We start from the raw sequence: 2,787 nt of genomic DNA, 5'->3' as shown, positions 1-2,787 counted from the left end.
CGCCCATGGCCCCCTGCCACCCCTCCTCGGGGGTGTCCTGCAGGACCCCAGACACCACGTTCCAGGCGGCCGCCGTCACATGTCCCTTGTAGGCGCATTTCTGCGCCATCCCGTCCAGCAGCTCCCGCATGTAACCCGGTACGTTCATTCTTCACTCTCCTGAACCATGAAAGACAGGAAATTGTAGGTGCTGGGCCACCGCCGCACCGCTTCCGCCAGCGCGTACATGTACGCCTCATCCGGCCACCCCACAGGCACCTCCACCACCGCTGCACGACCTCTCGTGCCGGCCGTAAAGTACCCATCGTAGCACCGCTTTGCCACCGCCGGCACCACGTCCGCATCCATGGCGGCCACCCGGCAGCATCTGGCACCCCGGCTGTGTGCGTAGGGCTTGTCCGTCCAGTCCTCCCACTCCAGCAGCGGGTTCTCGTCCGTCATGCGCAGCTCCGGGTTCACCACCTCCACTACCTTCGGCCACGGCATCCTGTCCAGCAGCTTGTGCCGCGCCATGTAGTCATACACCTCCGCGCGGCTAAACTGGTAGCCGTTGGCGTAGTACACCCACACCCCGTGGCTAATCCAATGCACCGCCCCCATGTTGTTCGGCAGCGCCCCCAGCCCATCCTCCACGTGCTGGTAAATCCCACTGCCCACCCCCTCGCCCGTGCTGTCCACTTCCACAATCAGGCACCACCGGCGCTGTGCAGCAAACACGGGCAGCGCAAACAGCTCCTCGGCGCTCATGGTGTCCATGTCCACCTCCACGATGAACGGATGGATGCAATAGCCGCCGGGGGGCACCGCCCCCGTCTCGCGGCCCCGCCGCTGCATCATGGTTTTCCAGGAGCGCACGAATTTGTACATCGTATCATGCTGTTCCTGGGGCTTCATGCGCAGCTCCCGCTGCAGCCACTGCAGAGAGGTCTCGCCCCCCTCGTTGTCTTGATCGCAGAGCTCGAACTCCGCCTTGAACGCCGCCGGGTCAGTTTTCAGCAGCTCCAGCAACGGCCCCGGCTCGCTCTTGTCCTGCTCATAGTCAAACCACAGATCGTAGATCTTCATTCAAACCACCTCGGTTCATATTGTTCCAGGTTCAGCATCTTGCACAGCTGCAGCAGCTGCTGCGGCACCACCGCGCGGCCCATCAGCCCCTCCGCCCACAGCCGGCCCAGCACCCACAGCGTCTGCCCCATCGTGAGCTGCGAGCACAGCGCCCAGCGATGGCCACACAGGCGGGTAGGGCGGTCCAACTCGTCCTTGTCCACCATGCGCTCGAGTTTCTGAAGGTTTGCGTTGCGGCCAGTGAAGATAAGAATGGGCTTGAACGCCACCTCGGGGGGCGTCTCACACGGCTGCCCCCACAGGTGCACCAGCCCCTGAGCGTCCATCCAGCCCCTCTTGGCACACTCCAGCAGCGCCTCCGCCCACATCTCCAGCTCCGGCACCGCCAGGGCGAGGGTGCCCGTGGTCACCCCGTACCAGCCTTGGGGCACCTTGCGCGCTGCCTGCAGGTCCGGGTTCTTGAGCTCCGGACCGCACAGCACCACATAGGGCACCCGCAGCGTTACCACCCACTGCGGCGGCACCACACTGTCAAACACCGCCAGCGCCTCCTCCCGCACACTCACCTCCTGCAGGTTCGGCACCTTAAGCCGCCCCCCACCCGCCAGCCGCTCCAGCACATCCTGCACCTGGATATACTTCCGCACCTCCGGCTCCAGGCTGTTCTTGATGTCCAGGATCTCCTTCTCAGCATGCAACGCCCACCCCGGCCACCTGTTCAGCAGCTCCTGCACCGCGTCCACCTTGTAATAGTCCTCCGCGTACCGATCACGGAACGCCAGCGGGTTGATGTAACTGTTCACTCTTACCTCCGTTGGTACAGTTTTGTAGCATTATAAGGCTACACCTCAATGTCGTAAAAGCCCTTGATATGCTCGTGGTACAAGCGCTGCAGCACGGCTTGCGGCCAGTACCACGGATGTGAGATACCGATGAGGCCGTGTTTTGCCCTGGCCCCGCCAGCTGTTCCATGTATCGCAGTTCCAGCTCGCTGCCCGCCATGTGCACCGTGGCGGCGCTCCAGTACGGCTGGCCGCACAGCAGGTAGCGACAGCCGAAGATGCGGCGTTCCCACTCCCGGCCGGTTTGGACGCTAATGAACTTCTTCCAGTCCAGCGTTGGGGTACGGGATTGCTGCGCCGCCAGCTGCTCCCACCGCGTGCCGGAGGAAGAGGGGGCGCGGTAGTGCGTAATGTGCCCCACCGCCTGCTGTGCCAGCAGCCACGGCGGCATCCCCTTCGGCCCGTACACCCGCAGGGATGGAACCATGAAGAGCGATTCGTAGCGTTCGTGCCAGTCCCAGTCCATTTCCTGCTGGTCCACGGCCACGACCACGAAGCCGGCCTGCAGCTCCTTTTCCCAATGTTCGCTTTTTTCGTACATCACGCCGCCACGATGATGGAGAAAGGCATGGGGTCGCCAGGGGGCGGGAGTCAGGAGGCTCAGCCCCCGCAGGTGCCTATCGTCATACGGCAGCGCCCCTCGGGTCGTCATGGGGATTTCAGGGAACTTTTTCATAGGATAACCACAGTTTGGGTTGGTGGGGGGTGGGTTGGATGGCCACACGGGGTGGCCGGGGGTTTAGGGGACGAGGTAGGGGTTGGCGGGGATGGCGCTCCATTTGCCATCCGCCACGATGAGCCTCCGGTGCTCAGCACCCTGCCACAGGCCGCGCAGCTGGGGGTATGCCTTGGGCTCCGGGGGCCACCCCAGCGCCTCACA

Annotated in this window: 3 protein-coding genes; all 3 read right to left on the bottom strand. The window is 63.9% G+C overall.

Features of this window, described 5'->3' with window-relative positions; translation table 11 throughout:
* Positions 1–144 precede the first annotated feature (144 nt).
* Genes Q0216_RS00825 through Q0216_RS00815 form a run of 3 tightly spaced genes read right to left on the bottom strand, consistent with a single transcriptional unit; the run spans position 145 to position 2,583 of the window.
* Positions 145–1,065 carry a hypothetical protein gene (locus Q0216_RS00825; RefSeq protein WP_298592152.1) on the bottom strand — a complete coding sequence of 307 codons (921 nt, stop codon included), beginning with the start codon at positions 1,063–1,065 and terminating at the stop codon, positions 145–147.
* Positions 1,062–1,868, bottom strand: coding sequence for a hypothetical protein (locus tag Q0216_RS00820; protein ID WP_298592150.1), 807 nt, complete (start codon positions 1,866–1,868; stop codon positions 1,062–1,064). The genes Q0216_RS00825 and Q0216_RS00820 overlap by 4 nt, the downstream gene beginning before the upstream one ends.
* Entirely contained in the window at positions 1,834–2,583 is a 750-nt protein-coding gene (locus Q0216_RS00815; RefSeq protein WP_298592147.1) for a hypothetical protein, read from the bottom strand. The genes Q0216_RS00820 and Q0216_RS00815 overlap by 35 nt, the downstream gene beginning before the upstream one ends.
* Positions 2,584–2,787 lie beyond the last annotated feature (204 nt).

The organism is uncultured Rothia sp., assembly GCF_937976295.1.
In the GTDB taxonomy this organism is placed as follows: domain Bacteria; phylum Actinomycetota; class Actinomycetes; order Actinomycetales; family Micrococcaceae; genus Rothia.
The sequence above is the reverse complement of the archived record's forward strand: the minus strand, read 5'-3'. Positions and strand labels throughout refer to the sequence as shown.

Bases quoted from the DNA above. Each gene is read 5' to 3' on its own strand.
- Q0216_RS00825 (WP_298592152.1), bottom strand. From the start codon at position 1,065: ATGAAGATCTACGATCTGTGGTTTGACTATGAGCAGGACAAGAGCGAG.
- Q0216_RS00815 (WP_298592147.1), bottom strand. From the start codon at position 2,583: ATGAAAAAGTTCCCTGAAATCCCCATGACGACCCGAGGGGCGCTGCCG.